The following is a 26,075-nucleotide window of genomic DNA, read 5'->3' on the forward strand; positions in this document are numbered from 1 at the left end:
ATCAGGCGGCCAGCAGCGCGCGGCCGTCGTGCCCGGCGATCGTCACGTCGAGGATCGTGCCGGGCTCCGCCGCGATCCGCACCGGCGTGAACCCTTCGGTGCGGCCGACGCCGCCGCGCTCCGCCAGCACCCGGTGCGACCGGCCGACCTCGCCGTCGAGGTGGCGGAGGAGGGCCGCCTCGCCCGCCGCACGCAGGCGCGCGGCGCGGGCGCGGACGACCTCGGGCGCAACCGGCGGCATCCGCGCGGCCGGCGTCCCCGGGCGGGGCGAGTACGGGAAGACGTGGAGATGCGTCAGCCCGCATTCCGCGACGAGGTCGAGGGAGCGGGCGAACTGGTCCTCGGTCTCGGTCGGGAAGCCGGCGATGAGGTCGGCGCCGAACACCGCGTCCGGCCGCAGGCGCCGCACCGCGTCGCAGAAGCGGATCGCGTCGGCGCGCCCATGCCGGCGCTTCATCCGCTTGAGCACGAGGTCGTCGCCGGCCTGGAGCGACAGGTGCAGGTGCGGCATCAGCCGGGGCTCGTCGCCGATCGCCCGCATCAGGGTGTCGTCGGCCTCGATCGAATCGATCGAGGACAGGCGCAGGCGCGACAGCTCCGGCACCGCGGCGAGGATCGCCAGGACCAGCGTGCCGAGGCTCTCGCCAGCGTTCGAGAAGTCGCGGCCGTAGGCGGTGAGGTCGACGCCGGTCAGCACGACCTCGCGCCCACCGTGGGCGACGATGCGCCGGACCTGCGCGATCGCCGCGTCGGGCGCCACCGAGCGCGAATGCCCGCGCCCGAACGGGATGACGCAGAAGGTGCAGCGGTGGTCGCAGCCGTTCTGCACAGGCACGAAGGCGCGGGTGTGCCCGGCCACGCCCGCGATCCGCGTCGGCTCGGCGTGCCGGGCGGCGAACACGTCGCCGACCGCGTCGCGCGCACCTTTCGCGTCCGGCCGCCAGGCCGCGGGCGAGAGCTTGTCGCCGTTGCCGACCAGCCGGGCGACCTCGGGCATCGCGGCGTAGGCGGCGGTCTCGATCTGCGCGCCGCAGCCGGTGACGACGATCTCGGCGTCGGGCCGCTCGCGGTGCAGGCGGCGGATCGCCTTGCGCGCCTGCCTCCCGGCTTCCGTGGTGACGGCGCAGGTGTTGACCACGACGCGGTCGCGCCCATGCGCTCCTGGCTCCGCAAGGCCGCGCATCACCTCGGCCTCGACCGTGTTCAGCCGGCAGCCGAAGGTCAGCGTCTCGACCGCCATCAGGCGGCGTCCTGGGCGAACAGGGCGGGTGCGAACCGGCCTTCGGCGACGAGGAAGACCGGGCCGGTCATCAGCACGTGGTCGTCGGCGCGCCACTCCACGAACAGGTCGCCGCCGGGCAGGCTCACGGTGGCCTGCCGGCCGATCATCCTGAGGCGCGAGGCGGCGACGACGGCGGCGCAGGCGGCGGTGCCGCAGGCCAGCGTCAAGCCGGCGCCGCGCTCCCAGACCCGGAGCTTGATCGCCTCCCGCCCCCGGACCTGCGCCACAGAGATGTTGGCGCGCTCGGGGAAGATCGGATGGTTCTCCAGCATCGGGCCGATCTGCCCGAGGTCGAACGTGTCGGGGTCGCGATCGGTGAAGAAGACCGCGTGCGGGTTGCCCATGTTCACCGCGCCCGGCGAATGCAGGATGGGGTCGTCGATCGGCCCGATCTGCAGCTCGATCCGCCGCGTGTCCGGGAACGGATCGCGCAGCGGGATCTCGTTCCAGGCGAGGCGCGGGCGGCCCATGTCGACGGTGAAGGAGCGTTCGGCGACGCGCTTGACCTCGACGCGGCCGGCGACCGTCTCCAGCACCAGCCGCCCGGTCTCGACGGGCCGCGCCATGGCCGGGTCGTCGAGCATCGCGTAGGCGACGCAGCGGGTGCCGTTGCCGCAGGCGCCCGATTCCGAGCCGTCGGTGTTGTAGATCCGCATGAACGCGTCGGCGCCGCGGCTCGCGGAATCGTGCAGCACCATCAGCTGGTCGAAGCTCGAGGCCGGATCGGCGGCGATGGCGCGCGCCTCCTCGGGGGCGACGCGGATGTCGGTGCCGCGCAGGTCCAGCACCACGATCGCGTTGCCGGCGCCGTGCATCTTCAGGAAGCGTCTGTGGGCGAGTGCGCTCATGCGGCCATGGTGGTTCGAACCGCGTCGTCGCGGGGGTGGGGGCCGGGCGTCGTCCGAGAGCCCGTCGGAGCACCGTATATGGCAAGGCCGGCCTCCGGCGCGAGGGGCGTGGCAGATCCGCCGCGTCCGCGCACCGTGCGATCGGAACGCGCGTGCATGGCCTCGCGAAGGACGGTGTTCGTCACTACCTTCGGGCGAGACGGGACCGTACCGATTCGGTTCGCGGCGGCCTCGGCCGTAGCCTCGACGCCCTTGTCTCCTTTTCCTTTGCCTCCACTGCCCTCGCCTCCACTGCCTTCCCCGGAGCGCCGCCTTGACCCGCCCTCGCCTCACGCTCGTCGCCGGCCTCCTTGCCGCCTCCGCCGCCGCCTGCGGGAGCCTGCCCGCCCTGGCGCAGCAGCCCCCGCCGCCGGCCTCGACGGCGCCCTCCCCCGCGGTCACCGATCCGCTGCCGACGACCACCGCGCCGAACCCGCCGGCCGACCCGAACAAGTCCGCCGCGCCCGCGCCCGAGAAGGCGATCACCGCGCCGACCCTGCCTTCGGCGCCGTCCCCCGCCGCCGCGCCGCCTCCTGCCCCGCCGCAAGCGCAGGCTCCTTCCTCGTCCCCTCCCCAGACCTCCGGGCGAAAAACCCTGGTGGAGGCGCCGGCCAACGCCGACGACGTGGACGCGGTGACGTTGCCGGCCAAGCCCGCCGCGATCCTGGCCGGCAAGACGAAGTGGGACGAGGCGGTGCCGAGCCTTAAGGACGCCTTCGCCCGGATCGAGGCCGACCTGGCCAAGGCCGGCATCGCGCCGACCGGTCGCCCGCTCGCGGTCTTCACCCGGACCGACGACGACGGCTTCGCCTACGAGGCGATGATCCCAGTGGCGTCCGCGCCCGACCCGGCGCCGACCGCCGCCGACGGCCTGCGCTTCGGCACCACCCCGTCCGGCAAGGCCCTGCGCTTCCCGCACAAGGGCTCCTACGACGACATCGACGGCACCTACGAGACCCTGACGACCTACCTCGACGCCAAGGACATCGTCGTCCAGGACCGTTTCATCGAGGAATACGTCACCGACCTCGCCGACAAGGCCGACGACAAGCTCGACGTGAACATCTACGCGCTGACCCGTTGAGCATTTCCAAGCGAGGTGGATGCCGGCTCGCGTGAAGAACATGTTCTAACCCTGCGGCATCGGGCTGGGGAACCGGCGGGAATCCTCGCGGATTCCGCCCCCATGCCCAGCGCGAACCGCCACGACCTCTTCGCCGCCGCCCGCCCTCTCCGCGCAGCCGCGGCGACGGATGGGCCGCCCGCCGACCTCACGGCGAAGGCGCTGGAGATCCACCGCCGGCTGTGCCCGGTCTACGGTTGCCCGATCCCGTACTTCCACAGCCTCGATCCGCTCTCCGAGCTGGTCTCGTCGCTGCTCTCGCACCGCACCCGCAACGCCGATTCGGGCCGTGCGTTCAAGGCGTTGCGCGCGCGCTTTCCGGACTGGGCGGACCTGCTCGCCGCCCCGGTGGAGGCGATCGAGGAGACGATCCGCGGCGTGACCTGGCCGGAGCTGAAGGCGCCGCGCATCCAGGCCGTTCTGCGGGCGGTGGAGGCGCGCCACGGCGGCCTGTCGCTCGACTTCCTGGGGGAGATGACGGTGGACGCGGCGCGGGCCTGGCTCGAGGCGATCCCCGGAATCGGCCCCAAGACCAGCGCAGCCGTGCTGTCGTTCTCGGTGCTGCGCATGGCGGCTCTGCCGGTGGACAGCCACCACCACCGCGTCGCCCAGCGCCTCGGGCTGATCGGTCCGAAGATGGATGTCGGCCCGTCGCACCCGATCTTGAGGTCGCAGCTTCCCGCCGACTGGTCGGCCCAGGACCTCTACGACAACCACGAGATCCTGATGCTGCACGGCCAGCAGGTCTGCCACCACCGCAAGCCCGCCTGCTGCCGCTGCGTGCTCGTCGACCTCTGCCCGAGCGCGCAGGTGGCCTACCGCGAGCCATAGACAATAGCGGTCGGTCGAAGCCGCGTTCAGCAACTTGAGGGCGCGAAGAGCGCTCGCGGAGGACCGGGCCTTTCAGGACTTCGGTCCTGCAAAGCGTAGCGGGGCGAAAGTTTGTGCTCGTGGAGGCGGGCGTCGGCGATTGAGGGCGTCAGAAAGACAGGGCCAGCGCTTTCAGGCGATTGCCCTGAGCCGTAGTCGCCCCTCGCCTTGACCGGCTCGTCCCCCGGGTGCCAGAAACCCGCCCTTCCAGGGACGCGAGATCGCCTCGGCCCGGCATTCGAGGGACCGCGCCGATGGCCGCGTTCAAGGAACTGGTGTTCTCGGGCGTGCAGCCGACGGGCAACCTGCATCTCGGCAACTACCTCGGGGCGATCAAGCGCTTCGTCGAGATGCAGGCGCGCGAGGCGCAGTGCCTGTACTGCGTCGTCGACCTGCACGCGATCACCTTGTGGCAGGACCCGGAGGCGCTGAAGGGTCAGATCCGCGAGGTCACCGCCGCGTTCCTGGCCGCCGGCATCGATCCGAAGCGCTCGATCGTGTTCAACCAGAGCCAGGTGCCGCAGCACGCCGAGCTCGCCTGGGTGTTCAACTGCGTCGCGCGCCTCGGCTGGCTCAACCGCATGACCCAGTTCAAGGACAAGGCCGGCAAGGACCGCGAGGCGGCCTCGATCGGCCTGTACGCCTATCCCGTGCTGATGGCCGCCGACATCCTCGCCTACCGCGCGACGCACGTGCCAGTCGGCGAGGACCAGAAGCAGCATCTCGAGCTGACCCGCGACATCGCTCAGAAGTTCAACACCGACTTCGCCGGCTCGATCGCAGCGCACGGGCACGACGAGGGCGCCGGCTTCTTCCCGATCACCGAGCCGCTGATCGGCGGGCCGGCCGCCCGGGTGATGAGCCTGCGCGACGGCACCAAGAAGATGTCGAAGTCCGACGCCTCGGACAATTCGCGCATCAACCTCACCGACGATTCCGACGCGATCGCCAGCAAGGTGCGCCGGGCCAAGACCGATCCCGACGCCCTCCCTTCGGAAGCCGCTGGCCTTGCCGGCCGACCGGAGGCCGACAACCTCGTCGGCATCTTCGCCGGGCTCAAGGGCACCACCCGCGACGCGGTGCTCGCCGATTACGGCGGCGCGCAGTTCTCGGCCTTCAAGGGCGCGCTCGTCGAGCTCGCCGTCGAGACGCTGGCGCCGATCGCCGCCGAGATGAAGCGGCTCACCGCCGATCCCGCCCACATCGACGCGGTGCTGGCCGACGGTTCGGAGCGGGCCGAGGCCATCGCCGCGCCGACGCTCGATGCGGTCAAGGACATCGTCGGCTTCGTCCGCCGCACGCGCCTGCGCAGCGTGTGATGGCGGTCCGGGCCCTGATCTTCGACGTCTTCGGGACGCTGGTGGATTGGCGCTCGGGCGTGGCGCGTGAGGCGGAGCAGCTGCTCGCGCCCTATGCCCCGCAGCTCGATGGCGGTGCCTTCGCCGATGCGTGGCGGGCGCGCTACGGGCCGTCGATGGAGACGGTGCGCTCCGGCGCCCGCGGCTACGTCGACCTCGACGCGCTCCAGGCGGAGTCGCTGCCCGCGGTGCTGGCTGCCTTCGGGATCGACGGGGTTCCCGAGGCGGTCCTGGCCGACCTTGTCCTGGCCTGGCACCGGCTCGATGCGTGGCCGGAGGTGCCGGATGCGCTCGTGCGCCTGCGGGCGGCCCACCTGCTCGCGCCCGTCTCGAACGGGCATGTCCGGCTGATGGTCGACCTCGCCCGGCGCAACGGCTTCACGTTCGATGCCATCCTCGGGGCGGGCTATTCCCGCGACTACAAGCCGAAGCCCGCGCTCTACCGGGACGCGGTCGCGGCCTTGGGCTTCTCGGCCTCCGAGACCTTGATGGTCGCAGCGCATTCGCTCGACCTCGCGGCGGCGGCGCAGCATGGGCTGGCGACCGCCCACATCGCCCGCCCGCGCGAGCACGGGCCGGCCGGCGGCGAGACCGCGCCCGGCGTGCCGGTGACCTATGCGGCCGCCGACCTCGCCGACCTCGCGCGCCAGCTCGGCGTTTGAGACCTACGCCTCGCCGCGGGCGACCAGCGCCTCGTATTCCGGCACCTCCAGGCGGCCTTCCTTCGCGACGCGGGCCTTGTCCGCGTCGGAGATCACGTCGCCGGCCAAGTCCAAGCGCTTCCACGCGGCCAGCGGCGTCTCGCGGCCCGGCGTCGGGACGTACTTGTTCTGTGCGATCTTCTCGTACTTATGGATGTAGCGCGGGCAGTTGACCCAGATCTTCACCACGTCGACGCGTACCAGGTACTTGGCCTCGGTGTAGTGCGCCATCAGGGGATCGTCGCGCAGCAGCGTCGCGGTGCCCTGCACGCGGACGCGGTGCGGCGTCTCGAAGTCGATGAACAGCAGCCCGACCTTGGCCTGCCCCTCGATGTTGCCCATCGAGTAGAACATGCCGTTGCCGTCGAAGCCCGGGAACACCAGCGTGTGGTCGTCCACGACCTTCACGAAGCCGGGGCCGCCGCCCTTGTACGACACCGTCGGCATGCCGTCGGGATCGACTGTCGACAGGAAGAACATGTCGCGCGAGCCGATGAAGGCCGCCTCGTCGTCCTGGATCGTCTCGTGCACCCACTGGGTGTCGAGGCGGTCGGCGAGCTTGGTGGTCTTGAACTCCTGCTGGAGCGCGCGGTGCGCGTCCGAATAGAGCGAGGCCATGGTTTCCTCCCGAGCCGGCCGAGCCTCCGCGATCCTTGCGTCGCGGAGTTGTCTCGGACTTTCGCGGCGGCACTGTCCCCGCAAACGTCGGCGCGGGCAATTGCCGAGTTTGCCCGCCGCATGAAAAAGGCCGGCCCCGCTTCCACGGGGCCGGCCTTCATCGATCATGGTCGCCTGGAAGGGCTCGACCGAACGTCCGAACGGATCAATTCTTGGTCTTGTCGACCAGCGCCTTCTCGGAGATCCACGGCATCATGCCGCGGAGCTTGGCGCCGACCTCCTCGATCGGGTGACGGGCGAGCTTGGCGCGGGTGGCCTTGAACGAGGTCTGGCCGACCTTGTTCTCCAGCATCCAGTCGCGGGTGAACTTGCCCGACTGGATGTCGTCGAGGACGCGCTTCATCTCGGCCTTGGTCTCGGCGGTGACGATGCGCGGGCCGGTGACGTACTCGCCGTACTCGGCGGTGTTCGAGATCGAGTAGTTCATGTTGGCGATGCCGCCCTCGTAGATGAGGTCGACGATGAGCTTCACCTCGTGCAGGCACTCGAAATAGGCCATCTCGGGGGCGTAGCCCGCCTCGACCAGGGTCTCGAAGCCGGCCTTGATCAGGTCGACGACGCCGCCGCAGAGCACGGCCTGCTCGCCGAACAGGTCGGTCTCGCACTCTTCCTTGAACGTAGTCTCGATGATGCCCGCGCGGCCGCCGCCGTTGGCGGAGGCGTAGGACAGGCCGAGGTCGTGGGCGTTGCCGGAGGCGTCCTGGGCGATCGCGATCAGCGTCGGCACGCCGCCGCCGCGCAGGTACTCGGAGCGCACGGTGTGGCCCGGGCCCTTCGGGGCGACCATCAGCACGTCGAGGTCGGACCGCGGCTCGATCAGGTTGAAGTGAACGTTGAGGCCGTGGGCGAACAGCAGGGCGGCGCCCTGCTTCATGTTCGGCTCCAGCGACTCCTTGTAGATGTCGCCCTGCAGCTCGTCCGGGGTGAGCATCATCACCACGTCGGCCCACTTGGCGGCGTCGGCGACCGACATTACCTTGAAGCCCTGGCCTTCGGCCTTCTTGGCGGTGGCCGAGCCCGCGCGCAGGGCGATGGCGATGTCCTTCACGCCGGAATCGCGCAGGTTGAGCGCGTGGGCGTGGCCCTGGCTGCCGTAGCCGACGATGACGACCTTCTTGCCCTTGATCAGGTTCAGGTCGGCGTCGCGATCGTAGTAAACCCTCATAGTGTTGGTCCTCTCTGGTGAAGGGGTGTGGTTAGCGCTTGGGCTGGCCGTAGAGGGCCAGGAACTGCTCCACCGCGCGGGCGGCGTCGCGTCTGATCTCGGCGGCGTCGAAGGTGATCGCATCGCCGAGCAGAAGTCTGATCTGCACGTCGCGGCCGACGAGGCCGAAGAAGGTGCGGAAGGCGGTCTCGGTGTCGTCGAAGGCGAGCAGCCCCGCCGCGCGGCCCGCCTCCAGCACCGGTTTCAGCCGGTCGCCGATCGCGAAGCGCCCGTTGGCGAGGACGATGCTGCCGAGGTTGCTTTTGCGCGACGCCGCGTCGCCGATGGCGATGCGGTTGAGGGCGATCGAAGCCCGGCTCGAGATCACGCCGAGCCAGGTCGTCGCGAAATCGCGCAGGCTCTCGCTCAGGGCGGCGACGTCGAGGGCGTGCGCCTCGTACTGGCCGGTGCGCACGCGGGAGGCCTGCCATCGCACCGTCGCGGTGAGCAGGCCGTCGCGGTCGCGGAACCACTTGTACAGGGTCTCCTTGGAGCAGCTCGCACGGCGCGCGACCGCATCCATCGTGAGCTGGTCGCCCTCCTCCACCATCAGGTCCAGCACCGCGTCCAGGACGGCTTGCTGGCGGACGGAAGGGGTCGCGTCGTGGATCGCCGAGCCAGATGCCATCGTGCGCTAAAACCGTACCGTACCGTACGGTTCGCCTGATAGGGCGATTCGTTCTGGATCGCAAGGGCGACGGTCAGGGGATGCCTTAGGCCGGAAGCGGCAGGCCTTCGCGGGCGAAGACGGCTTGCACGGCCGGCCGTTCGGCCATGGCGCACGCGTGGGCGGTCCAGGCCGGGAACCGGGCCGGCATGTCGAAGCGCAGGGTCGGCCCGCGGGCCCAGACCCAGAACACCATCAGGTAGGCGTCGACCACGCCATAGCGGTCCTCCACCGCCCAGCCGCCGTTCGAGAGTCGGACCTCGGTCATCGTGCAGAGGTCGCCGAAGGTGTCGGCCGCCTTGGCGCGGATGCCGGGCAGCGCCGCCTCGTCGTCGCTGTAGCGCTCCGCCCGCCGGATGTGGGCGTAGGCCGGGTGGTGGTTGGTCGCGAGCCAGCACAACCACTCGTCGGCCACCGCCTGCGCCGTCAGGTCCTCGGGCCAGAGCCGCGCCTCCGGGTGCGCGCGGGCGACGTGGCGCAGGATGGCGCTGTTCTCGGTGAGGACCCAGTCGCCCACGACCAGGGCCGGCACCCGGCCGCGCTCGTTGATCGCGAGGTATTCCGGCGCCCGCTGGTCGCCGGCGGCGAGGTCGAGGCGCACGGTGTCGTAGGGCGCGCCTGCTTCCTCCAGGGCGATGTGCGAGGCGAGCGAGCAGGCGCCGGGGGCGTAGTAGAGGGTCGTCATGGGCGTGCACCGTCGTCGCTGAGGAGGCTGAGAAGCGTCGCGAGCCTGCCGCGGACCTCGGCGAGGACCACGTCCGGCACGAAACCGAGTGATCTGAGAATGCGTGCGTCCCGATCGATCGAGCGGACCTGATCGACCAGCACCGCGCCCTCAGCCGCGAGACCAGCCGGCAACATCACCTTCGTCGGCCAGGGATCGCGGTTCCGGGTGATCGGGCAGACGATGACGCGGCAAGCCAGCAGGTGCATCTCGTCGTTCGAGACCACCAGGGCCGGACGGCGGCAGTTCTGCTCGGTCCCGCGGACGGGCTCCAGGTCGACGAGGAGCAATTCGCCGGGACGCGCCCGCCGCTCAGCGGGGGTCGTCATCGTCGATGATCTCGGATCCGCGATCCGGTCCCCAATCGACGGTGGGAGGCTCGAACGCGGGTCCGAGGCGGCGCGCTTCCGCGACCATCTCGGCCATCGTGAAGACCGGGATCCCGTTCACGTGCCGGCGGCCCTGAGCGTGAGGGCCGGCATCTGTCGTCGTGACGATACGGTCCTTCGCCGTCACCTCGACGGTCTGGCCCTCGCTGAGGCCATGCGAGCGGACGTCGTCCGCAGACAACCGGACGGCGAACGCCTGACCAGATCGTTCCAGTTTCCCTTCCATCCCGACGCTCCTTTCGCGAGCCGGCACCATCATAGCGCCGGCTCTCGCGAAATCACATCGGGTCGGCGCCCCGGCCCATGGCGGCGATGCCGGTGCGGGAGATCTCGACGAGGCCGAGCACGGTCATCAGGCGGATGAAGCGGTCGATCTCCTCGGTCGCGCCGGTGAGCTCGAACACGAAGGAGGTCAGCGTCGCGTCCAGCGTCTTGGCGCCGAAGGCGGCGGCGAGCCGCAGCGCCTCGCCGCGATGCTCGCCCTGCCCCGCCACCTTCACGAGGCACAACTCGCGCTCGAGCGCGCTGCCCTGGAGGGTCAGGTCGACGACCCGGTGCACGGGCACGAGGCGGTCGAGCTGCGCCTTGATCTGGTCGATCACCGCGTTGGTGCCGGCGGTGACGATGGTGATGCGCGAGAGGTGGCGCGCCTCCTCCGTCTCCGACACCGTCAGGCTCTCGATGTTGTAGCCGCGCCCCGAGAACATCCCGGAGATGCGCGCGAGCACGCCCGGCTCGTTGTCGACGATCACGGCGAGGGTGTGCCGGTTGACGGCTTCGATCTTGCCGGCGTCGGGATAGTGGGTGTTCATGGCGTTCATTGCGGGGCGCGTCCTCGTCGTCCAGTTCGTCCAATCCGCGGCCTCGCACCCCTGGGGCGAGGCGGGCGCGGCTGCGCGTCGCCGCCGATGCGGCGGATCGCGGCCCGACCGCAGGGTCGGGCCGCCACCGAAGCCTACACCAGCATCTTGCCTTCCTCGGAGATCACGTCGCCGATCTCCATTCCGGTCTCGCCAAGGTAGTCGGAGAGCAGCATCTCGTTGTGCGCCTTGCCCGACGGGATCATCGGGAAGCAGTTTTCCTTCTTGTCGACGATGCAGTCGAAGACGACCGGGCCGTCGTAGTCGAGCATCTCGGCGATCGCCGCGTCGAGGTCGCCCGGCTTGTCGCAGCGGATGCCCTTGGCGCCGTAGGCCTCCGCCAGCTTGACGAAGTCCGGCAGGCTCTCCGAGTAGCTCTGCGAGTAGCGCGAGCCGTGCAGCAGCTCCTGCCACTGGCGCACCATGCCCATGTACTCGTTGTTCAGGATGAAGATCTTGACCGGCAGGCGGTACTGCACCGCGGTCGAGAGCTCCTGCATGTTCATCAGGATCGAGGCTTCGCCCGCGATGTCGATGACCAGGCCCTTGGGATGGGCCAGCTGCGTGCCGATGGCCGCCGGCAGGCCGTAGCCCATGGTGCCGAGGCCGCCGGAGGTCATCCAGCGGTTCGGCTCCTCGAACTTGAAGTACTGCGCCGCCCACATCTGGTGCTGGCCGACCTCCGTCGTGATGTAGGTCTCGCGGTCCTTGCACGCCTCGTAGAGGCGCTGCACCGCATGCTGCGGCTTGATGATCGTGCCCGAGGGCCAGTAGGCGAGGCACTCGCGCGCCCGCCAGGTGCGGATCTTGGCGAACCACCCGTCGAGGTTGGACTTCTCGGGCCGCGCCGGCAGGGCGTGCCAGGCCTCCAGCATGTCGGACAGCACGCTCGCGCAGTCGCCGACGATGCCGACGTCGACCTTGACCACCTTGTTGATCGAGGAGGCGTCGACGTCGATGTGGATCTTCTTCGAGAACGGCGAGAACGCGTCGAGGCGGCCGGTGATGCGGTCGTCGAACCGCGCGCCGACGCAGATCATCACGTCGCACTCGTGCATCGCGAGGTTGGCCTCGTAGGTGCCGTGCATCCCGAGCATCCCAAGGAACTTGTCGTCGGAGGCCGGGAAGGCGCCGAGCCCCATCAGGGTCGAGGTGACCGGGTAGCCCGTCTCGGCGACGAGTTCGCGCAGCAGGCGCGAGGCCTCGGGGCCGGAATTGATCACGCCGCCGCCGGTGTAGAAGACCGGGCGGCGCGCGCCCGCCATCAGCTCGACGGCCGTACGGATCTTGTCCGCGTCGCCCTTGACCGCCGGCTTGTAGGTCTTGTGGCCGTCGACCGAGGGACGCTCGTAGAGCCCGCTCGCGAACTGGATGTCCTTGGGCAGGTCGACGACGACGGGGCCGGGCCGGCCGTGCGAGGCGACGTAGAAGGCCTCGTGCAGGATGCGCGGCAGGTCGTCGATCGATTTGACCAGGTAGTTGTGCTTCGTGCAGTGGCGCGTGATGCCGACCGTGTCGCACTCTTGGAACGCGTCGGTGCCGATCAGGTGCGTCGGGACCTGGCCGGTGATGCAGACGAGCGGGATCGAATCGAGCAGCGCGTCGGTCAGGCCGGTGACGATGTTGGTCGCGCCCGGGCCCGAGGTGACGAGCACGCAGCCGACCTTGCCGGACGAGCGGGCATAGCCCTCGGCGGCGTGCACGGCGCCCTGCTCGTGGCGGACCAGCACGTGCTTGACCGCCTCCTGGTGAAAGAGCGCGTCGTAGATCGGCAGCACCGCGCCGCCGGGATACCCGAACAACGTGTCGACACCCTGATCCTTAAACGCCCGGATGACCATCTCGGCCCCGGTCATGACCTCGCCGCCCATCGTCTTCCTCCTACTCGTCTTGCTGGTCTTCGTCGTCTCGATGTCGTCGATCGGGCGCGGGCAACAAAAAAGGGCCCCGCGAGGGACCCTGCATGCGCCACCGCCCGGATCGCGGCCCTGAGTTCAGGGCCGCCCCGTCGATGGCGCTTCCGCTACGATAAGGATCGTCTTCATCGCGATCGATCTTTCGCCCAACGCAGGCCGCCCGCATGGCGCTCCGCGTGAAAAGTGACGGGTGTCTTAACGAACGCTCCGGCGATGGTCAACGGCATTCGGGCGGGGCGCGAGGTCTTCATCAGGGATCGGGCCTCCGCGAAGCATTTGCCGCAGGCCGGCCCCAGGGCGCGCCGCGCGATTGCCCCGGCTCGGCGCCGGGCCTATCAACGATCCTCATATCCTCAGCCCAGCGAGCGCGAGTGCACGGAACGCCGGTGGCCCAGCCCGAGACGGCCTCGCTCAGCTACCTGCTCCTCGACGTCGCGGGCACGCCCTGCGCCCTGCCGCGCTCTGCGGCCGGCGAGGTGCTGCCGCTGCCGGACCTGTTTCGCCCGCCGGCCGCCGGCGGGTGGCTCGCCGGCTTCCTCAACCTCGGCGGCGATCCGGTGCCGGTCGTCGACCTCGCGCGCCTCCTCGGCCTGCGCGAGGGGGCGCACGATCCCGGTCCCTACGCCCACTTGATCCTGACGCCGGACGCCGCTGGGGCCTGGCTCGTCGACCGGGTGACCGACCTCGTGACCATCGAGCCCGAGGCGATCCGGCCGGTGGCGGCGCAGGCGAGTCTGAACGGCTGCGTGTCCGCCGAGATCGCCCAGGGCGACCGGCTGATCCACGCCCTCGACCCGGAGCGCCTGCTCGGCGCCGAGGAGCGCGCCCGGGTCGGCGCCCTGACGCGGGCGGCGAAGGCGCGCCTCGCCGCGCTGCCGGCCGCCTGAGCGGACGGCGGCAAACCCGATGCGGCGGCCGTCCGGTCCGAGCCCTCACGCCGACCCGGGCTACGCCGCCCTGAAGGTGCGGATCATCGCGCGCACCGGCCACCACTACTACGCCGACAAGGACGACCTGCTGTTCGACCGCCTGCGGCGGCGGTTCAAGGCCTGCAACGTGGCCGACGCCGCCGCCTACGACGCGCGCCTGGACGACGGCGCCGGAGAGTGGGCGGCGCTGGAGGCCGAGATCACGATCGGCGAGACCTTCTTCTTCCGCTACGCCGAGCAGTTCGCCGCGTTGCGCGAGACCATCCTGCCCGGCCTGGTCGCGGCCCGCGGGACCGAACGCACCCTCCGGGTCTGGAGCGCCGGCTGCTCGACAGGCGCCGAGCCCTACTCGGTGGCGATCCTGCTGCATCAGCTGCTCGGGCCGGCGCTTCCCGACTGGCGGGTCTCGGTCGTCGGCACCGACATCAGCATCGCCGCGCTCGCCACCGCGCGGGCGGCCGAGTTCGGCCGCTGGGCCCTGCGGACGCTGCCGGTGGAGGAGCGCGTGCGCTACTTCCACCGCGTCCCGGCGAGCCCCGGCGCGACCCGCGAGGGCGGCTACGCCCTGCGGCCGGAGTTCCGGCGCATGGTGCGCTTCGAGCGCCAGAACCTGATGAGCCTCCTCGACGGCAGCATGCCCGAGGGCTTCGACGGGTTCGACCTCATCCTGTGCCGCAACGTCCTGATCTATTTCAGCGCCGAGACCGTCGCCGGGATCGTGCGGGCGCTGGGACGGCGCCTGCGCCCCGGAGGCTGGCTGCTGATCGGCCACGCCGAGCCCCACCCGGCCTTCGCCGGCTGGCTCGAGGCGGTGAACCTGCCGGGCACCGTCGCCTATCGCCGGCCGCCCGAATCGGCTCCTGCACCGCAACCCGAGACTCGCGGGGAGCCGCCGCCGTCCTCGCCCCTCGTCGAAGCATCGTCGTTCGAATTCCGTCCGGCGGCAGACATGCTCCTCGAGGCCTCCGGCGCGTCGGCCGTCGCCGAGATCGTCCGCCCGGCGCCGTCCGCGAAGGCTGCGGCCCCGATCGATCCGGCGCCCGCGGTGGTCATGACGCCCGACCTGGTGGCGGAGGACGTGGCGCTCGCCGTCCGCGCGCTGGCGGACGCCGGCGACACCGGCGCGGCGTGGCGCCTGCTGCGCGACGCGCTCGCCGTGCGACCCACCGACCCGGCCCTGCGGCTCTACGAGGGGCTGCTCGCCCTCGGGTTCGGCCGCGAGGCGGAGGCCGAGCGGGCCTTCCGCGGCGCGCTCTACCTCGACCGCGGCTACGTCATGGCCCACTACCATCTCGGCCTGCTGCTCGGGTCCCTCGGGCGGACCGCCGACGCGCGCCGGGCGCTGGACAACGCGGTCGCCTTGAGCCAAGCGCTGCCGCCGGATGCGCCCTTGCCCGAGGGCGACGGGGCGTGCGCCGGCGAGATCGCCCTCAGCGCCGCCGCGATCCGCGACGGCATCGGAACGGGGGCGGCGTGAACGCGGCGGATCGCCAGATGAAACCAGCCGACCGGCCGTCCCGCACGGCGGCGCTGCGCGCGGAACGGACGGCCGCCCTCGCGCGGCGCGGGGCGACGGCGCGCGCGGCGGCCCCGAGCACGGCCTACCTCGTCTGCGCCTGCGGGACGGAGCGTTTCGGCCTGCCACTCTCCGGGGTCGCGCGCGTGCTCGCGGCGCGGCCGTGCACGCCGGTGCCGGGCGCCGCCCCCGCGATCCTCGGCCTCGTCGCCCTGTCCGGCCGGATCGTCAGCGTCGTCGGCCTCGCCCGCGCCCTCGGACGGCCGGGAGCGGAGGTTGCCGCCGGCGGCCACCTCGTCGTCCTTCGCGCCGGCGGGACGCCGACCGCGCTCGCCGTCGACCGCGTGCTCGGGCTCGCCCATCTCGCCGAGGTCGCAGGCGACGCCGAGGGTGCGGAGGGCGGATTCGGCAGCGATGCGGTTTCGCGCTATGCCCCGGCCGATCCCGGCCCGTCCGGCCTCGGCGACTTCGTCGTCATCGACCTGCCGCAGCTGCTGCGGCGCACCCTGCCTTGAGACGCGAGACGCGCGCGATCCACGACGCCGCCGCCTGACCCGGAGCATCAGCCGCCTTGTCGATCTCCATCGGAAATCGGATCCTCCTCGGCTTCGCCGCCGTCACGGTGGTGCTGGTCGCCCTCGGCCTCTACGCCATCGGCCAGATCGGGTCGGTCCGCGACGCCACCGACACCATCGTCGCCCGCGACCTCGCGGTTTTGCGCCAGCTCGACATCCTCGGCAACCAGACGCGCGACCTCGGCGTGATGCGCCGCAACGCGGTGATCGCCACGCTGATGAAGGCGCAGGGTCGGCCCATGGGCGAGGAGGACGTCCTCGCCGCCTGGCGCCGCACGGCCGCCTCGACCGAAGGCCTCTTCGCCGACCTGATCCGCGAGGCCGACACCTATCGCAACCGCGCCCTCTCGGTGGACCGGACGGCGGCCTGGGACCGCCTCCACGCCGTCCTGCGCCAGGCCGTCGAGATCTATCGCCCGTACCGGGACGCCAGCGAGGCACAGCTCGTGGCGGCGCTCGCCGGCGACGTCGCCAGCGTCGAGGGCCGCAACGCCGAGATCAACCGCGCCTACGAGGCGACCATTGTCGCCGTCGAGCGCACCCGGGTCGCCGTCGACGACAGCATCAGCGTCGGCCAGCGCGGGATCGGCGACATCCACGAGCGCTCGCGGCTCTCGATCCTGCTGACGCTGCTCGCCAGCGTCGTGCTGGCCATCCTCGTCACCATCCTGATCAGCCGCGCGGTGGTGCGCCCGCTCGAAGGCGTGATGGCCTTCGCCGAGAAGGTCGGCGGCGGCGACCTGTCCCAGACGCTGACGGTGCGCGGCGGCGACGAGATCAGCCGCCTCGGCCGTGCGCTGAACGGCATGGTGGCGGGCCTGGCCGACCTCTCCCGCACCAACCGCGCCGCGACCTCGGACCTGAACGCCGCCGCCGCCGAGATCCGCGCCTCGGCGCAGGAGCAGGCGGCCTCCGTCGAGGAGCAGTTCGCCGCGGTGCAGGAGACGGCGGCGACGGTGGACGAGATCACCCATTCGGGCGCCCAGATCACGAAGCGGGCCGGCGAGGTGATCGCCACCGCACAGGCCACCGCCCAGACCTCGCGCCAGGGCCTGCGGGCGGTGGCCGACACCGCCAAGGCCATGGACGCGATCCGCGAGCAGGCGGAGGCGGTGGCCGGCAACATCGTAGCCCTGTCGGAGAAGACCCAGACGATCGGCGACATCATCGAGACGGTCAACGACATCTCGGAGCGCACCCACCTGCTGGCGCTCAACGCCGCGATCGAGGCGGCGGCGGCCGGCGAGAGCGGGCGCAGCTTCGCGGTGGTGGCCTCGGAGATGAAGCTGCTGGCCGACCAGGCCAAGGCGGCGACCACCCAGGTGCGCGGCATCCTCTCGGAGATCCAGCGCGGCATCAACACCTCGGTGATGCTGACCGAGGAGGCGGTGAAGCGCGCCGCCACCGGCAAGTCGCGCTCCGACACGACACAGCGGACGATCGAGGAGATCACGGCGCGCGTCGAGGAGAACGTCCAGACCTTCCAGCAGATCGTGGCCTCCACCAACCAGCAGCAGCTCGGCATCGAGCAGGTGATGGGCGCGCTCCAGAACATCCGGCAGGCGAGCCAGCAGACGGCCGCCGGCACCCGCGAGGTCGAGGCCGCCTCGGCCAACCTCACGGAACTGGCCGGCGCGCTGATGGCGCTCGCCGAGCGCTACCGGCATTGATCGGCCGCAGGGCGCCGTGACCGACATCCGCCAGCTTCTGCTCGCGGCCTTCGAGGTCGAGCACCGCGAGCACATCGACGCGATCCGCGCGGCCTTGGGGGCCGAGGGCACCGGCCGTGCGCCCGACTGGAACGACATCTTCCGCCGGGCGCACAGTCTCAAGGGGGCGTCCCGGGCCGTCGACCTGCCGCCGGTCGAGGCGGTGGCGCACCGGCTCGAAAGCCTGTTCGAGCAGGTCTCGGCCGGCGCCCCCCTCGATCGCGAGGCCCGCAACGCGACCCACCTCGCGCTCGACCGGATCGAAGCCTACGTCGCCGGGATGAAGGCCGACCCGGATCTCGCGATGCCGGACGACGCCATCGCAGCCCTCGACCGCTGCCTGGAGGGAGCCCGGCCGGCGAACGACGCCGAAACCCCGACGGCCGAGGCGGAACCGCCGGATCAGCCCGCACCGGTGCCGACGATCGAGGCGGCTCCTGCCCCGGCCGTGGCTCCGGCCTCGCCCCCTGTCTCCCCACCGCCCGCCGTCGAGCCGTCGCCCGAAGCCGGGTCGGCGCTGCTGCGCGTTCCGGCCGACGCGGTCGAGGCGCTGACCCGCGCGAACCACGAGCTCGCGACCACCCTTAGTGCCGGCGCCGCGATCTCGGACGGGCTCGTGCGGCTCGCCCGCCTGTCCGAGGACCTGCGGCGGCAGGCCGAGGCGTCGTTCGCCCGCGGCGCCGTGGCCGGGCTCGTCCGCCTCGCGCGGCAGGAGACCGGGGCCGACGACGCCGTCGACCTCGCGGTGGAGGCCGTCCGCACCGAGATGCGCGCGGTCGAGGCGAGCCTCGCCGTGCTGGCGCGGGACGCCGCCGACCTGTCGCGCCGGCAGGCGGCGGCCGCCGGCTCCGTCGAGGGCGCGGCCGCCCGCGTCGGGCTGCAGGCCGAGCGCCTCGCCCTGGTGCCGGCCGAGACGGTGTTCGGCAGCTTCCCGCGCTCGCTGCGCGAGACCGCCCGCGAGCAGGGCCGCGAGATCGACCTCACTGTCCGCGGCCTCGACCTTCCCGTCGACCGCGGCATGCTGCAGGCCCTCAAGGATCCGGTGCTGCACGCCCTGCGCAACGCCCTGAGCCACGGCGCGGAACCGCTCGCGGTCCGGCGGGCGGCGGGCAAGCCCGACGCGGCCGCGATCCTGTTCGAGGTCGCGATCCGCGGCGGCCGCCTCGTCGTGTCTGTGGCCGACGACGGGCCGGGTCCCGACCTCGCCGCGATCGAGGCGACGGCGCGCCGCCGCGGCCTGCTCCGGCCCGAGGACCCGGCCGACGCGCAGACGCTCCTGGCCCTGGTGTTCGAGCCGGGCTTCTCGACCGCCGGAGCGGTGGACGCCCTGTCCGGTCGCGGCTTCGGCCTCTCGGTGGTCGCCGACGCCGCCCGCGCGCTGCAGGGCGTCGTCCGGCTCGAAGCCCGCGAGCCCTGGGGCAGCGTCCTCACGATCGCCGCACCGCTCTCGGCGGCACGCCGCGCGATGCTCCTCGTCGAGGCGGGCGGGGCGACCTATGCGCTGCCCGGAGCCGCGGTGGAGCGCCTGCTGCGACTCCACCAGTCCACCCTGCCCCGGGCGATGGGCCGCCCGGTGCTGCGGGTCCCGAACCCCTCCGGTACCGAGGAGACCTTCCCGATCGTCGCGCTGGGTGAGATCCTCGGCGGCGGCGCGTCCGCGAGCCCGCACCTCACCGCGATCCTGGTGCGGGCCGGCGGGCGCCGGTTCGCGCTGTCCGTCGACGCGCTCCGCGACGTGCGCACGCTCCTCGTGCTGCCGGCCCCGCCGGTCGGCGGCGATTCCGGCCTCGTCGCCGGCACCGTCGTGCTGCCCGGCGACGTGCCGGCCCTGGTGCTCGATCCCGACGGGCTCGCCGCCCGGGCGGGCCTCGTCGGCGCGGCGGCGTCGCCGGTCGACTCCGCCGCAGGACCCGGCGGAACGTTGGGGGAGGCGCCACGTTCGAAACACCGCGCGACCATTCTCGTCGTCGATGACTCGATCACCACCCGCACCTTGGAGAAGGGCATCTTGGAAGCCGCCGGCTATCGCGTGGTCGTGTGCGTCGACGGGCAGGACGCCCTCGACCGCCTGCACGCCGACATCGAGGTCTTCGACCTCGTGCTCGCCGACGTGGAGATGCCGCGGCTCGACGGCTTCGGCCTGCTCGGCGCGATCCGTGCCGAGAGCCGGTTCGCACGCCTGCCGGTGGTGCTGATGACCTCGCGCGGCGACGCGGCCGACGTCGCCCGCGGCCTCGATCTCGGCGCCGACGCCTACCTGACCAAGCAGAAGTTCGACCAGCGCCAGCTCCTCGACACGATCGGGCAGCTGCTGTGAGCGATCCGGTCCGCGTCATGCTCGTCGAGGACAGCTTGGTGGTGCGCGAGCTGCTGCGCCACATCCTCTCGCGCGATCCGCGCCTGGCCTGCGTCGCCGCCGTCGCGTCGGGGGAGGAGGCCCTGTCCGCGATCGACAGCGTCCGGCCCGACGTGATCTCGATGGACATCCGGCTGCCCGGCATCGACGGGCTGGAGACCACCCGTCGCATCATGTCCGAGCACCCGACGCCGATCGTGGTGATCGCCGACGCGGTCGAGGATTCCTCGCTGCGCATCTCGATGAACGCCCTGCGGGCCGGCGCGCTCTCGGTGGTCGAGAAGCCGGTGGCGACGACCCATGCCGGCTATGACGCGGTGGCCGGCGAGATCTGCACGCAACTGCGCATCATGGCGCAGGTCCCGGTGATCCGCCGCCGCCCGATCGGCACCGAATGGCTCGGGCGCAGCCCGGCGACGGCGATACTCGCGTCCGCGGCGTCCCTGCCGCCGACGGTGCTGGCGATCGCCGCCTCGACCGGCGGCCCGCCGGCCCTCGCCCGGGTGATCGGCGCCCTGCCCGAGACGTTCCCGCTGCCGGTGCTGGTCGTCCAGCATATGGGTGCGGCCTTCATGGACGGGTTCGCGAGCTGGCTCGACGGCGTCGTTCCGATGCCCGTCTCGGTCGCCCGCGACGGCGAGCGGGCCGAGCCCGGCCGGGTCTACGTCGCGCCGGGCGACCGGCACCTCGAATACGGGCCCGGCCGGACCTTGCGCCTCCTCGACAGCCTGCCGGTCTCGGGCCAGCGTCCGGCGGCGACCGTGCTGTTCCGCTCCGTCGCGCGTCAGGCCGGCGCCTCGGGGCTCGGCGTGCTGCTCACCGGCATGGGCGAGGACGGGGCGCTCGGCCTCCTCGACATGCACGCCGCCGGCGCGCAGACGGTGGCCGAGCACGAGAGCACCGCCGTGGTCTACGGCATGCCGGCGGCGGCCGTGCGCCTCAAGGCCGCCCGCGCGGTCCTGCCCCTCGACCGCATCGCCGCCCACCTCTTGCGGCTCGCCATGCCTCCTGCCATGCCCGCCACCTCGCCCGGCGCCTGGCCGGACCGGCCAGCATGAACGCCGATGCCGCCACCGCGACGGAGCCCGCCCGCATCCTCCTGGTGGAGGATTCGGAGACGCAGGCGCTGGAGCTGCGCCTGCTGCTGGAGAGCCATGGCTTCCGGGTCGAGCGCTGTGCCACCGCGGAGGCGGCACTGGATCACCTCAACCACGGCCTGCCCGACCTCGTCGTGGCAGACTACCACCTGCCCGGCATGAACGGCGACGAGCTGACGCGCCAGCTCCGGCTGTCGCTGCGCACCCGCGCCCTCCCCCTGCTGATGCTCACCGGCGCCCGCGACGGCGAGCGGCAGGGCCTGGAGAGCGGCGCCGACGCCTACGTCGCCAAATCCGGCGACCGCGACCTGCTGATCCTGCGCATCCGTGCCCTGTTGCGCGAGCGGCTCGGCAGCGTGGCGCCCGGCGCCGGGGAGACGCCGTCGGCGGCGGCCTTCCGGCGCGGCCGCGTGCTGGTGATCGACGGCAGCGCCACCTACCGCACCTTCCTGGCCGGCCTGCTCAGCCAGGACGGACACGCGGTCACCGTCGGCGCGGGGGCGGAGGAGGCGCTCGCCGCCCTCGACGCCGAGGGCGAGGCGACGGCCTTCGACTGCGTCACCGTCGATCTGCTCGGGCCGACCTTCGACGGCCTCGCCCTGTGCCGCACGATCGACCAGCGTCGCGGCGCCCGGGTCGCGGGTGCCGGCTTCCATCTCGTCGGGATCGCCGGCAGCAACCCGCCCAAGGACTTCCTCGTCCAGGCCTACGCGGCCGGCGCGGACGACGTGGTCTCGAAATCCGACGCCGAGGTCCTGGCGCTGCGGGTGCGCGGGCTGGTGCGCCGCCGCTTCCTGGAGGAGGACGACCGCCGCATCGCCGGCGAGTTCGGCGCAAGGCAGCAGGCGGTTGAGCGGGCGCGCGCGGAAGCCGAAGCAGCCGAGGCCCGCGCGCGGCTGGCCGACGCGCTGGAGCGCGCCAACGCCGACCTTGCGCTCGCCAACCGCAAGCTCACCGACGCCCAGGCCAAACTCGTCCAGGCCGCCAAGATGGCCTCGCTCGGCGAGCTCGTCGCCGGCATCGCCCACGAGATCAACAATCCGCTGGCCTTCATCCTCGCGCATCAGGGCACCGTCGAGCGGGTGCTCGCCGCGTTGCCGATGCCCGAGACCGACCCCGCGGCGCAGAAGGGGCTCGCCAAGGCGCGCGACCGCGTCGGCGCGATGCGCATGGGCCTCACCCGCATCCAGGATCTCGTCCTGAACCTGCGCAAGTTCTCGCGGCTCGACGAAGGCGAGCGCTCGCTGGTCAACGTGCCCGAGGCGATCGAGACCGTGCTCGCGCTGATCCAGCACAAGCTCGGCGGGCGCATCACCGTCGAACGCACCTTCTTGGGCCGGCCCGAGATCCACTGCACCCCTGCCCTGCTCAACCAGGTGGTGATGAACATCCTCGGCAACGCCGCCGACGCGATGCCCGAGGGCGGGCAGATCCACGTCGTCACGGAGACGACCCCAGAGACCGACCTGATCCGGATCAGCGATACCGGCCCGGGGATACCCGAGGACCTGCGCGAAAAGATCTTCGAGCCGTTCTTCACGACGAAGCCGGTCGGAGCCGGCACCGGCCTCGGCCTCGCGATTGCCTACAGCGTGGTTCAGGCGCATAGCGGCTCGCTCACGGTGGAGACGGCTCCCGGAGGCGGGGCCTGCTTCGTGATCGGGATTCCGAGGCAGACGGCGACCGTATGACCAGAGGCACGATCCTGGCCGTCGACGACGAGCCGGACATCCTGATCGCCCTCGAGGACCTGTTCGAGGACACCTACCGTGTCGTCACCACGACGAAGCCCGCGGACGCCCTCGCCATCCTGCGCGACGACCCCGACATCGCCGTCGTCCTCTCCGACCAGCGCATGCCGGGCATGGCCGGCGACGCGATGCTCTCCGAGATGCGCGGCTTCCACGAGGCCCAGGCGATCCTACTCACGGGATACGCCGACATCTCCGCCGTGATCGGCGCGCTGAACCGGGGCGGCATCAGCGGCTACGTCGCCAAGCCCTGGGACGCGGACCTGCTGCGCGGCACCGTGCGCAACGCCTTCGAGCGGCATGCCCTCGGGCGCGAGCTCGCCACCGAGCGGGCCCTGCTGCGCGGCCTCCTCGACCATTCCGACGACGCGATCTCGTTCAAGGACGCGGAGGGGCGCTTCCTGCGCCTCAACGCGCGGAAGGCCGCGCTCCTCGGCCTCGACGTGGCGACCTGCCTCGGCCGGAGCGAGGCCGAGCTGGCCGTCGCCCGCGCCGACGAGAGCGCCGAGGCCGACGCCGCCGCGATCCGCTCGGGCGAGGTCGGCGACGTGGTGTCGGCGGAAGGGCCGCTCGGCGCCGAACGCTGGAGCCACGTGGTCCGCGTGCCGATCCGCGGGCCGGCCGGCGGGGTCGCGCATCTTGCCACCATCGAGCGGGACATCACCGAGCAGAAGGGGTTCGAGGCGCGCCTGCGCCAGTCGGACAAGATGCAGGCGCTCGGGACCCTGGCCGGCGGCATCGCGCACGACTTCAACAACCTGCTAACCGCGATCCTCGGCAGCCTCGAACTCGCCGCCCCCAAGGTGCAGGAGCAGCCGCGCGTGCTGCGCTTGATCGAGAACGCCCGGGGTGCGGCCGAGCGCGGTGCCTCGCTGACCAAGCGCCTGCTGAGCTTCAGCCGCGCCAACGACCTGCGCGCCCGGCCCACCGACGTGAACGCCCTGGTCGAGGGCATGTCGGCACTGCTCTCTCGCAGCCTCGGCGGCCTCGTCGCGGTCGAGACCCGTCTCGGCGCCGACCTTGGCCCCGCCCAGGTCGACCCGGACCAGCTCGAGCTCGCGATCCTGAACCTCTGCATCAACGCCCGCGACGCCATGCGCGAGGGCGGCACCATCGTCGTCGAGACCGAGGCCCTGACGATCGAGGACGACCCTGACCTGAGCCCGGGCGCGTATGTCGGCGTGTCCGTGAGCGATTCCGGCGAGGGCATACCGCCCGAGATCCTGGCGCGGGTCTGCGAGCCGTTCTTCACCACCAAGGCCGTCGGCCAGGGCACCGGCCTCGGCCTCGCGATGGTGTTCGGCCTCGCCCAGCAATCGCACGGCCGCCTGCGGATCGAGAGCCGCGTCGGGCACGGGACCCGCGTCGACCTCGCCCTGCCGGAGGCCTCGGCTTTCGTGGCGGCCGAGGAAGCCGACACCGCGAGTGCGCCGGTCGCCGCGCGGGCGGCCGCGATCCTGGTGGTGGACGACGACGCCGAGGTCCGCCACGTCACGGCATCGTTCCTCAACGGCTTCGGCTACGACGAGATCGAGGCCGCGGACGGGGCGGCCGCGCTCGCGTTGATGGAGCAGCGCCGCTTCGACCTCGTCGTCGCAGACCTGGCGATGCCCGGCATGACCGGCGTCGAGCTCGCCGCGGAAGTCCGCAGCCGCTGGTCCGAGGTTCCGGTGCTGATCGTGACCGGGCATGCCGAGGCGGTCGAGATCCCGCACGACCTGCCGGTGCTGACGAAGCCGTTCCAGTCGGCCGAGCTCGCCCGCCGGGTCTCGTCCCTGCTCGGCGACGGCCCCGGCGCCTGAGGGAAGCACTAAACCCGAAACGAAAAAGGCGGCCTGAAGGCCGCCTTTCGATCGATCTTGACTGAGATGCCGCCGATCAGGCCGCTTCGCTCTCGCCGCCCAGCACAGGGCCGGAATCCTTGCCGCGGGCCGTCACGTCGCGATCGACGAACTCGATCACGGCGAGCGGGGCGTTGTCGCCCTTGCGGAAGCCAGCCTTCATGATGCGGCAGTAGCCGCCTGGACGGGCGGTGTAGCGCGGGCCCAGCACCGTGAAGAGCTTCTTCACCATGTCGTGGTCGCGGATCTGCGACATCGCCAGACGGCGGGTGTGGACGCTGTCGATGCGGCCGAGCGAGATCAGCTTCTCGATGACCGGACGCAGGTCCTTGGCCTTCGGGAGCGTGGTGATGATCTGCTCGTGCTTGATCAGCGCGGCGGACATGTTGGCGAACATCGCCTTGCGGTGCTCGGTGGTGCGGTTGAAACGACGACCGCGAAATCCGTGACGCATGTGCTTGGCCCTTCTTTATGTCTCCGGCCGCCGTGCCACGGTACGGCCGGATGCCCCGTGAGCGGGGCGTCTTCGTTGGTCCGCATGACCCCGCGGCGGGATTCTTTTTTTCGACGGTCCTGACCCGGCGGCGACACACCGCCGGCTTGGGACCGAACCGGCTTCGGTTCAGTAGTGCTCTTCGAAGCGCTTGGCGAGATCCTCGATGTTCTCCGGCGGCCAGCCGGGGATGTCCATCCCGAGGTGCAGGCCCATGCCGGCGAGCACTTCCTTGATCTCGTTGAGCGACTTGCGGCCGAAGTTCGGGGTGCGCAGCATCTCGCCCTCCGACTTCTGGATGAGGTCGCCGATGTAGACGATGTTGTCGTTCTTCAGGCAGTTCGCCGAACGGACCGAGAGCTCCAGCTCGTCGACCTTCTTGAGCAAAGCCGGGTTGAAGGGCAGCTGCGGCGCGAGCGGGGCGGCCTCCTCCTTGCGGGGATCCTCGAAGTTCACGAACACCTGGAGCTGGTCCTGGATGATGCGCGCGGCGTAGGCGAGCGCATCCTCCGGCGACACCGCGCCGTTGGTCTCGACCGTCATCGTCAGCTTGTCCTTGTCGAGATCCTGGCCCTCGCGGGTGGTCTCGATGCGATAGCTGACCTTGGTCACCGGCGAGAACAGCGCGTCCACCGGGATCAGGCCGATCGGCGCGTCTTCGGGGCGGTTCTGCTCGGCCGGAACGTAGCCCTTCCCGGTGGCGACGGTGAACTCCATCCGGATCTCGGCGCCGTCGTCGAGCGTGCAGATCACGAGGTCGGGGTTCAGGATCTGGATGTCGCCGACCGTGCCGATGTCGCCGGCGGTGACGAGGCCGGGGCCGGTCTTGCGCAGGGTCATGCGCTTCGGGGCGTCGGTCTGCGAACGGATGGCGATCGTCTTGATGTTCAGGACGATGTCCGTGACGTCCTCGCGGACGCCCGGGATCGAGGAGAACTCGTGCAGCACGCCGTCGATCTGGACCGAGGTCACGGCCGCGCCCTGGAGGGACGACAGCAGCACCCGGCGCAGGGAGTTGCCGAGCGTCGTGCCGAAGCCGCGCTCCAACGGCTCGGCGACGACGGTGGCGACCCGCTTCGGGTCGTCGCCGGTCGAGACCTGCAGCTTGTTGGGCTTGATCAGCTCTTGCCAGTTCTTCTGAATGACCAC

Annotated in this window: 24 protein-coding genes; 12 read left to right on the plus strand and 12 right to left on the minus strand. The window is 71.6% G+C overall.

Going from position 1 to position 26,075, the window contains the following annotated elements; translation table 11 throughout:
- Position 1: 1 nt before the first annotated feature.
- Positions 2 to 1,240 (minus strand): tRNA (N(6)-L-threonylcarbamoyladenosine(37)-C(2))-methylthiotransferase MtaB, encoded by a 1,239-nt coding sequence (mtaB, locus tag MFF13_RS13035; protein WP_147829539.1) that lies wholly within the window; start codon positions 1,238 to 1,240, stop codon positions 2 to 4.
- Positions 1,240 to 2,130, minus strand: coding sequence for a diaminopimelate epimerase (gene dapF / locus MFF13_RS13040; protein ID WP_147829537.1), 891 nt, complete (start codon positions 2,128 to 2,130; stop codon positions 1,240 to 1,242). The genes mtaB and dapF overlap by 1 nt, the downstream gene beginning before the upstream one ends.
- A gap of 313 nt (positions 2,131 to 2,443) precedes the next feature.
- Here dapF and MFF13_RS13045 point away from each other — a divergent pair, with 313 nt between their 5' ends.
- The 4 genes from MFF13_RS13045 (at position 2,444) to MFF13_RS13060 (ending at position 6,182) form a co-directional block, all read left to right on the plus strand.
- On the plus strand, positions 2,444 to 3,253 hold the full coding sequence (locus MFF13_RS13045) for a GyrI-like domain-containing protein (RefSeq protein ID WP_238272288.1): 810 nt from the start codon (positions 2,444 to 2,446) through the stop codon (positions 3,251 to 3,253).
- A 102-nt stretch (positions 3,254 to 3,355) separates the two neighbouring features.
- Entirely contained in the window at positions 3,356 to 4,123 is a 768-nt protein-coding gene (locus tag MFF13_RS13050; protein WP_147830512.1) for an endonuclease III domain-containing protein, read from the plus strand.
- Between the two features lie 293 nt (positions 4,124 to 4,416).
- Positions 4,417 to 5,481 carry a tryptophan--tRNA ligase gene (gene trpS, locus MFF13_RS13055; protein ID WP_147754022.1) on the plus strand — a complete coding sequence of 355 codons (1,065 nt, stop codon included), beginning with the start codon at positions 4,417 to 4,419 and terminating at the stop codon, positions 5,479 to 5,481.
- Entirely contained in the window at positions 5,481 to 6,182 is a 702-nt protein-coding gene (locus tag MFF13_RS13060) for a haloacid dehalogenase type II (RefSeq protein WP_147830510.1), read from the plus strand. The genes trpS and MFF13_RS13060 overlap by 1 nt, the downstream gene beginning before the upstream one ends.
- A gap of 3 nt (positions 6,183 to 6,185) precedes the next feature.
- Here MFF13_RS13060 and MFF13_RS13065 read toward each other — a convergent pair whose 3' ends face one another.
- The 8 genes from MFF13_RS13065 to MFF13_RS13100 form a co-directional block, all read right to left on the minus strand.
- Complete coding sequence (locus MFF13_RS13065) at positions 6,186 to 6,839, minus strand: pyridoxamine 5'-phosphate oxidase family protein (protein ID WP_147830508.1); 654 nt, start codon at positions 6,837 to 6,839, stop codon at positions 6,186 to 6,188.
- Between the two features lie 205 nt (positions 6,840 to 7,044).
- Positions 7,045 to 8,064 carry a ketol-acid reductoisomerase gene (gene ilvC / locus MFF13_RS13070; RefSeq protein ID WP_147754019.1) on the minus strand — a complete coding sequence of 340 codons (1,020 nt, stop codon included), beginning with the start codon at positions 8,062 to 8,064 and terminating at the stop codon, positions 7,045 to 7,047.
- Positions 8,065 to 8,095: 31 nt separating this feature from the next.
- Positions 8,096 to 8,731, minus strand: a complete 636-nt coding sequence (locus MFF13_RS13075) for a TetR/AcrR family transcriptional regulator C-terminal domain-containing protein (RefSeq protein ID WP_147763789.1) — start codon at positions 8,729 to 8,731, stop codon at positions 8,096 to 8,098.
- 85 nt (positions 8,732 to 8,816) lie between these two features.
- Entirely contained in the window at positions 8,817 to 9,455 is a 639-nt protein-coding gene (locus tag MFF13_RS13080; protein WP_147830504.1) for a glutathione S-transferase family protein, read from the minus strand.
- Entirely contained in the window at positions 9,452 to 9,823 is a 372-nt protein-coding gene (locus MFF13_RS13085) for a type II toxin-antitoxin system PemK/MazF family toxin (RefSeq protein WP_147830502.1), read from the minus strand. The genes MFF13_RS13080 and MFF13_RS13085 overlap by 4 nt, the downstream gene beginning before the upstream one ends.
- Positions 9,807 to 10,142: an AbrB/MazE/SpoVT family DNA-binding domain-containing protein gene (locus MFF13_RS13090; protein ID WP_238272289.1), complete on the minus strand. Its 336-nt coding sequence runs from the start codon at positions 10,140 to 10,142 to the stop codon at positions 9,807 to 9,809. The genes MFF13_RS13085 and MFF13_RS13090 overlap by 17 nt, the downstream gene beginning before the upstream one ends.
- A 19-nt stretch (positions 10,143 to 10,161) precedes the next feature.
- Positions 10,162 to 10,704, minus strand: coding sequence for an acetolactate synthase small subunit (ilvN, locus tag MFF13_RS13095; protein ID WP_147754014.1), 543 nt, complete (start codon positions 10,702 to 10,704; stop codon positions 10,162 to 10,164).
- A gap of 134 nt (positions 10,705 to 10,838) precedes the next feature.
- Complete coding sequence (locus MFF13_RS13100; RefSeq protein ID WP_147754013.1) at positions 10,839 to 12,614, minus strand: acetolactate synthase 3 large subunit; 1,776 nt, start codon at positions 12,612 to 12,614, stop codon at positions 10,839 to 10,841.
- 431 nt (positions 12,615 to 13,045) lie between these two features.
- On the opposite strand from MFF13_RS13100, the gene MFF13_RS13105 reads away from it, so the two are divergent.
- Genes MFF13_RS13105 through MFF13_RS13140 form a run of 8 tightly spaced genes read left to right on the plus strand, consistent with a single transcriptional unit; the run spans position 13,046 to position 24,394 of the window.
- The gene (locus tag MFF13_RS13105; RefSeq protein WP_238272290.1) at positions 13,046 to 13,546 is read left to right on the plus strand and encodes a chemotaxis protein CheW; all 501 of its coding nucleotides are present in this window, start codon (positions 13,046 to 13,048) and stop codon (positions 13,544 to 13,546) included.
- 19 nt (positions 13,547 to 13,565) lie between these two features.
- The gene (locus tag MFF13_RS13110; RefSeq protein WP_238272291.1) at positions 13,566 to 15,065 is read left to right on the plus strand and encodes a CheR family methyltransferase; all 1,500 of its coding nucleotides are present in this window, start codon (positions 13,566 to 13,568) and stop codon (positions 15,063 to 15,065) included.
- A gap of 17 nt (positions 15,066 to 15,082) precedes the next feature.
- On the plus strand, positions 15,083 to 15,619 hold the full coding sequence (locus MFF13_RS13115; RefSeq protein WP_147830494.1) for a chemotaxis protein CheW: 537 nt from the start codon (positions 15,083 to 15,085) through the stop codon (positions 15,617 to 15,619).
- A 56-nt stretch (positions 15,620 to 15,675) separates the two neighbouring features.
- Complete coding sequence (locus tag MFF13_RS13120; RefSeq protein ID WP_238272292.1) at positions 15,676 to 17,349, plus strand: methyl-accepting chemotaxis protein; 1,674 nt, start codon at positions 15,676 to 15,678, stop codon at positions 17,347 to 17,349.
- A gap of 16 nt (positions 17,350 to 17,365) precedes the next feature.
- A complete protein-coding gene (locus MFF13_RS13125) occupies positions 17,366 to 19,705 on the plus strand; it encodes a hybrid sensor histidine kinase/response regulator (protein ID WP_147830490.1) in 2,340 nt (779 codons plus the stop codon).
- 17 nt (positions 19,706 to 19,722) lie between these two features.
- Positions 19,723 to 20,802 carry a chemotaxis-specific protein-glutamate methyltransferase CheB gene (gene cheB, locus MFF13_RS13130; protein ID WP_238272299.1) on the plus strand — a complete coding sequence of 360 codons (1,080 nt, stop codon included), beginning with the start codon at positions 19,723 to 19,725 and terminating at the stop codon, positions 20,800 to 20,802.
- Positions 20,799 to 22,532 carry a response regulator gene (locus MFF13_RS13135; protein WP_147830488.1) on the plus strand — a complete coding sequence of 578 codons (1,734 nt, stop codon included), beginning with the start codon at positions 20,799 to 20,801 and terminating at the stop codon, positions 22,530 to 22,532. The genes cheB and MFF13_RS13135 overlap by 4 nt, the downstream gene beginning before the upstream one ends.
- Positions 22,529 to 24,394: a response regulator gene (locus tag MFF13_RS13140; RefSeq protein ID WP_147830486.1), complete on the plus strand. Its 1,866-nt coding sequence runs from the start codon at positions 22,529 to 22,531 to the stop codon at positions 24,392 to 24,394. Before MFF13_RS13135 ends, MFF13_RS13140 begins: the two co-directional genes overlap by 4 nt.
- A 76-nt stretch (positions 24,395 to 24,470) precedes the next feature.
- Here MFF13_RS13140 and rplQ read toward each other — a convergent pair whose 3' ends face one another.
- Together rplQ and MFF13_RS13150 are read right to left on the minus strand one after the other, a co-directional pair.
- Entirely contained in the window at positions 24,471 to 24,887 is a 417-nt protein-coding gene (gene rplQ, locus MFF13_RS13145; RefSeq protein ID WP_147752890.1) for a 50S ribosomal protein L17, read from the minus strand.
- Between the two features lie 168 nt (positions 24,888 to 25,055).
- Positions 25,056 to 26,075: a DNA-directed RNA polymerase subunit alpha gene (locus tag MFF13_RS13150; RefSeq protein ID WP_147752891.1), complete on the minus strand. Its 1,020-nt coding sequence runs from the start codon at positions 26,073 to 26,075 to the stop codon at positions 25,056 to 25,058.

Source organism: Methylobacterium cerastii (genome assembly GCF_022179125.1).
GTDB lineage: Bacteria > Pseudomonadota > Alphaproteobacteria > Rhizobiales > Beijerinckiaceae > Methylobacterium > Methylobacterium cerastii.

What these genes read in the sequence shown, in the direction of transcription:
- mtaB (WP_147829539.1), bottom strand. Translation starts at nt 1,240, where the DNA reads ATGGCGGTCGAGACGCTGACCTTCGGCTGCCGGCTGAACACGGTCGAG.
- dapF (WP_147829537.1), bottom strand. Translation starts at nt 2,130, where the DNA reads ATGAGCGCACTCGCCCACAGACGCTTCCTGAAGATGCACGGCGCCGGC.
- MFF13_RS13050 (WP_147830512.1), top strand. Translation starts at nt 3,356, where the DNA reads ATGCCCAGCGCGAACCGCCACGACCTCTTCGCCGCCGCCCGCCCTCTC.
- trpS (WP_147754022.1), top strand. Translation starts at nt 4,417, where the DNA reads ATGGCCGCGTTCAAGGAACTGGTGTTCTCGGGCGTGCAGCCGACGGGC.
- MFF13_RS13060 (WP_147830510.1), top strand. Translation starts at nt 5,481, where the DNA reads ATGGCGGTCCGGGCCCTGATCTTCGACGTCTTCGGGACGCTGGTGGAT.
- MFF13_RS13065 (WP_147830508.1), bottom strand. Translation starts at nt 6,839, where the DNA reads ATGGCCTCGCTCTATTCGGACGCGCACCGCGCGCTCCAGCAGGAGTTC.
- ilvC (WP_147754019.1), bottom strand. Translation starts at nt 8,064, where the DNA reads ATGAGGGTTTACTACGATCGCGACGCCGACCTGAACCTGATCAAGGGC.
- MFF13_RS13075 (WP_147763789.1), bottom strand. Translation starts at nt 8,731, where the DNA reads ATGGCATCTGGCTCGGCGATCCACGACGCGACCCCTTCCGTCCGCCAG.
- MFF13_RS13080 (WP_147830504.1), bottom strand. Translation starts at nt 9,455, where the DNA reads ATGACGACCCTCTACTACGCCCCCGGCGCCTGCTCGCTCGCCTCGCAC.
- MFF13_RS13085 (WP_147830502.1), bottom strand. Translation starts at nt 9,823, where the DNA reads ATGACGACCCCCGCTGAGCGGCGGGCGCGTCCCGGCGAATTGCTCCTC.
- MFF13_RS13090 (WP_238272289.1), bottom strand. Translation starts at nt 10,142, where the DNA reads ATGATGGTGCCGGCTCGCGAAAGGAGCGTCGGGATGGAAGGGAAACTG.
- ilvN (WP_147754014.1), bottom strand. Translation starts at nt 10,704, where the DNA reads ATGAACGCCATGAACACCCACTATCCCGACGCCGGCAAGATCGAAGCC.
- MFF13_RS13100 (WP_147754013.1), bottom strand. Translation starts at nt 12,614, where the DNA reads ATGGGCGGCGAGGTCATGACCGGGGCCGAGATGGTCATCCGGGCGTTT.
- MFF13_RS13110 (WP_238272291.1), top strand. Translation starts at nt 13,566, where the DNA reads ATGCGGCGGCCGTCCGGTCCGAGCCCTCACGCCGACCCGGGCTACGCC.
- MFF13_RS13115 (WP_147830494.1), top strand. Translation starts at nt 15,083, where the DNA reads ATGAAACCAGCCGACCGGCCGTCCCGCACGGCGGCGCTGCGCGCGGAA.
- cheB (WP_238272299.1), top strand. Translation starts at nt 19,723, where the DNA reads ATGCTCGTCGAGGACAGCTTGGTGGTGCGCGAGCTGCTGCGCCACATC.
- MFF13_RS13135 (WP_147830488.1), top strand. Translation starts at nt 20,799, where the DNA reads ATGAACGCCGATGCCGCCACCGCGACGGAGCCCGCCCGCATCCTCCTG.
- MFF13_RS13140 (WP_147830486.1), top strand. Translation starts at nt 22,529, where the DNA reads ATGACCAGAGGCACGATCCTGGCCGTCGACGACGAGCCGGACATCCTG.
- rplQ (WP_147752890.1), bottom strand. Translation starts at nt 24,887, where the DNA reads ATGCGTCACGGATTTCGCGGTCGTCGTTTCAACCGCACCACCGAGCAC.